Genomic DNA, 1,985 nt, shown 5'->3' on the forward strand with positions numbered 1-1,985 from the left:
ATCTTTCATGCCATCTTCTGTCACATTGATCTCATACCATCCGATCTCTTTTACATCTCCAGGATAGACCCTTGCCCCTGATGCCTCTGCTATGAGCTGGGAACCAAGGCAGATGCCGATGGCAGGAAAATCTTCTGCTATTGCCTTTTTAATAAGCCTTATTTCATCCCTGAGAAATGGATACCTGTTTTCTTCATAGACTCCCATAGGACCTCCCATAACAACAAGTCCCCTATATCCATCAAGGTTATCAGGAACCCTGTCTCCTTCCCAGAGCCTTACGGTCTTATGTCCGATGTCCTTTTTCTTCAGGACATCCTCAAAGACCCCTATTCCCTCACTTTTAACATGCTGGAGAACAAGAAACATTTCTTTAGTCATTTTTTCACCCCTTTATTTTTCATTTTAACAAACCTTATAGAGCTTTTTCCATTTGTTTAATATGATGTAAATCATTGAAATTTTCTTGGCAGATAGATTATTGTATAATAAAATGACATTTTGAGAGGTAAAGATGTTAAAGGAAAGTTGTCCTGGAAGCGAAAGGATAAAAAAACCAGCACCAGAGGATATAAAATGTCGCCTCTGCGGGGAAACGGTTGAGATATGGTCTGACGAAGTAGAAGCAAGGTGTAAAAGGTGTGGCTTTATAAACTCGAGGGTCCCTGAACCCTCGTGTATTGACTGGTGTCCAGTAGCAAGACAGTGTGTTGGGGATGAAAAATACGAGAGGCTTAGGACCAAATAATCAGTTCCATACCACCTAAAACCTCTAAAAATCTTCCCTTTCTTTTCTTTTTCCTGTAACGGTTAGAATTTGCATCTTTTTGGGAAATCATAGGGGAAATCTTAGGGACACTGAGCTTGTCTAAAAACTCTTTTTCAATTTCTGAGCTAACAGAACCTTTTTTCATAAAAGTATCAAAAGTCCCCCATCCTTTTAATCTTACTCTAAGGCTGGCAGCATCCGTTCCTTTCTCATTATCGCTGCCGTAATCTTTAACAGGTTGTGGGCTGTTGCTGCTATCTTCCATTCAATCCTTACCTTCTCTAATCCCCTCAGAAGAAACTGGCTGAATCCACCCCTCGTTTTTATCTGGCCGAAGACTGGTTCCACCAAACATTTTCGTTTCCCGTAAATCGCTCTGCCTTCAGCGGTATTTATCTTTTCTCTCATTCGCTCTCTATACTCTTCATACATTACTAGGTACATTAATAGGGACAGCCAGGCTGTCCCTATTTTGTTGTCCCCTGGTTTATTAGTATATACATAGCCGATTTTATTCAGCTAACGTAGAATTCTGCGGTGGCGATTCGCCATCCGCAGGAATGATTCGTTAGATGCTATCTACTCTCTTTTTTATTAAATCAGGTCTTCTCTTGCCATGAATTACAGCAAGGATTATTATCTTTTCTCCCTCTATAAGATAAATGATTTTGTATGGAAACCTTTTGATAAGATGTTTCCTTGTTCCTTTGTATTCTATTGGATGAATTTCAGGATTTCTATTGATGAAGTTGATTCCTGCATCGACCTGCAAAAGGAAGTCATAACCTAACCCTCTCCGTTTATCTTCATACCAGGAAAAGGATTCCTTTAAGTCATCTTCGGCTTCAGGCCTGACAATGACCTTATATTTCATTGTCTGTTCAATATTCTTTTATAAACATCTTCCCATGGAGAACCTAAATCAGGGTTTCTATGATAAGCCTCCAATCGTTCATCAATTATCCTTTTCTCATCTTCTGTTAATTCAATAGCCTCAGCTTCTGTGGCTATTGTATCCCAAATATCTTCTACCAGTTGGATTCTTTCAGGTATTGACAATGCAATAGTATCTGTTGCTGTTATCTTCTTCATGGTTATACCCCCTTGCTTTATTTGTTTTGCATCTGCTATCTATTTTAACCTATTTTAGCTAAAATTTACAAATCTTTCATACACCTCTTATTTCTATGTTGTCGAACTGGCCTGCCTGTATTTG

Annotated in this window: 5 protein-coding genes and 1 pseudogene; 1 reads left to right on the forward strand and 5 read right to left on the reverse strand. The window is 39.0% G+C overall.

The features are described from left to right. On the reverse strand, positions 1–381 hold a 381-nt coding region (locus AB1488_01495; GenBank protein ID MEW6408772.1), incomplete at its 3' end, for a gamma-glutamyl-gamma-aminobutyrate hydrolase family protein. Positions 382–514: 133 nt separating this feature from the next. Here AB1488_01495 and AB1488_01500 point away from each other — a divergent pair. Beyond that, complete coding sequence (locus AB1488_01500) at positions 515–748, forward strand: hypothetical protein (protein ID MEW6408773.1); 234 nt, start codon at positions 515–517, stop codon at positions 746–748. On the opposite strand, the gene AB1488_01505 is transcribed toward AB1488_01500, so the two are convergent. The 4 genes and pseudogenes from AB1488_01505 to AB1488_01520 all read right to left on the reverse strand — a co-directional run bounded on the left by AB1488_01505 (position 735) and on the right by AB1488_01520 (position 1,861). After that, the gene (locus tag AB1488_01505) at positions 735–1,034 is read right to left on the reverse strand and encodes a hypothetical protein (GenBank protein MEW6408774.1); all 300 of its coding nucleotides are present in this window, start codon (positions 1,032–1,034) and stop codon (positions 735–737) included. The two genes, AB1488_01500 and AB1488_01505, sit on opposite strands and share 14 nt — an antisense overlap. After that, positions 947–1,147, reverse strand: a pseudogene (locus AB1488_01510) (transposase). Before AB1488_01510 ends, AB1488_01505 begins: the two are co-directional and overlap by 88 nt. Positions 1,148–1,337: 190 nt before the next feature. Then, positions 1,338–1,643: a type II toxin-antitoxin system RelE/ParE family toxin gene (locus AB1488_01515; GenBank protein ID MEW6408775.1), complete on the reverse strand. Its 306-nt coding sequence runs from the start codon at positions 1,641–1,643 to the stop codon at positions 1,338–1,340. Then, positions 1,640–1,861: an addiction module protein gene (locus AB1488_01520; GenBank protein ID MEW6408776.1), complete on the reverse strand. Its 222-nt coding sequence runs from the start codon at positions 1,859–1,861 to the stop codon at positions 1,640–1,642. Before AB1488_01520 ends, AB1488_01515 begins: the two co-directional genes overlap by 4 nt. Between the last annotated feature and the right edge of the window lie 124 nt (positions 1,862–1,985).

The sequence above is a fragment of the Nitrospirota bacterium genome, assembly GCA_040756155.1.
Classification (GTDB): domain Bacteria; phylum Nitrospirota; class Thermodesulfovibrionia; order JACRGW01; family JBFLZU01; genus JBFLZU01.

Excerpts from the sequence above, each read along its gene's own strand:
- AB1488_01500 (MEW6408773.1), top strand. The coding sequence starts at position 515 with ATGTTAAAGGAAAGTTGTCCTGGAAGCGAAAGGATAAAAAAACCAGCA.
- AB1488_01505 (MEW6408774.1), bottom strand. The coding sequence starts at position 1,034 with ATGGAAGATAGCAGCAACAGCCCACAACCTGTTAAAGATTACGGCAGC.
- AB1488_01515 (MEW6408775.1), bottom strand. The coding sequence starts at position 1,643 with ATGAAATATAAGGTCATTGTCAGGCCTGAAGCCGAAGATGACTTAAAG.
- AB1488_01520 (MEW6408776.1), bottom strand. The coding sequence starts at position 1,861 with ATGAAGAAGATAACAGCAACAGATACTATTGCATTGTCAATACCTGAA.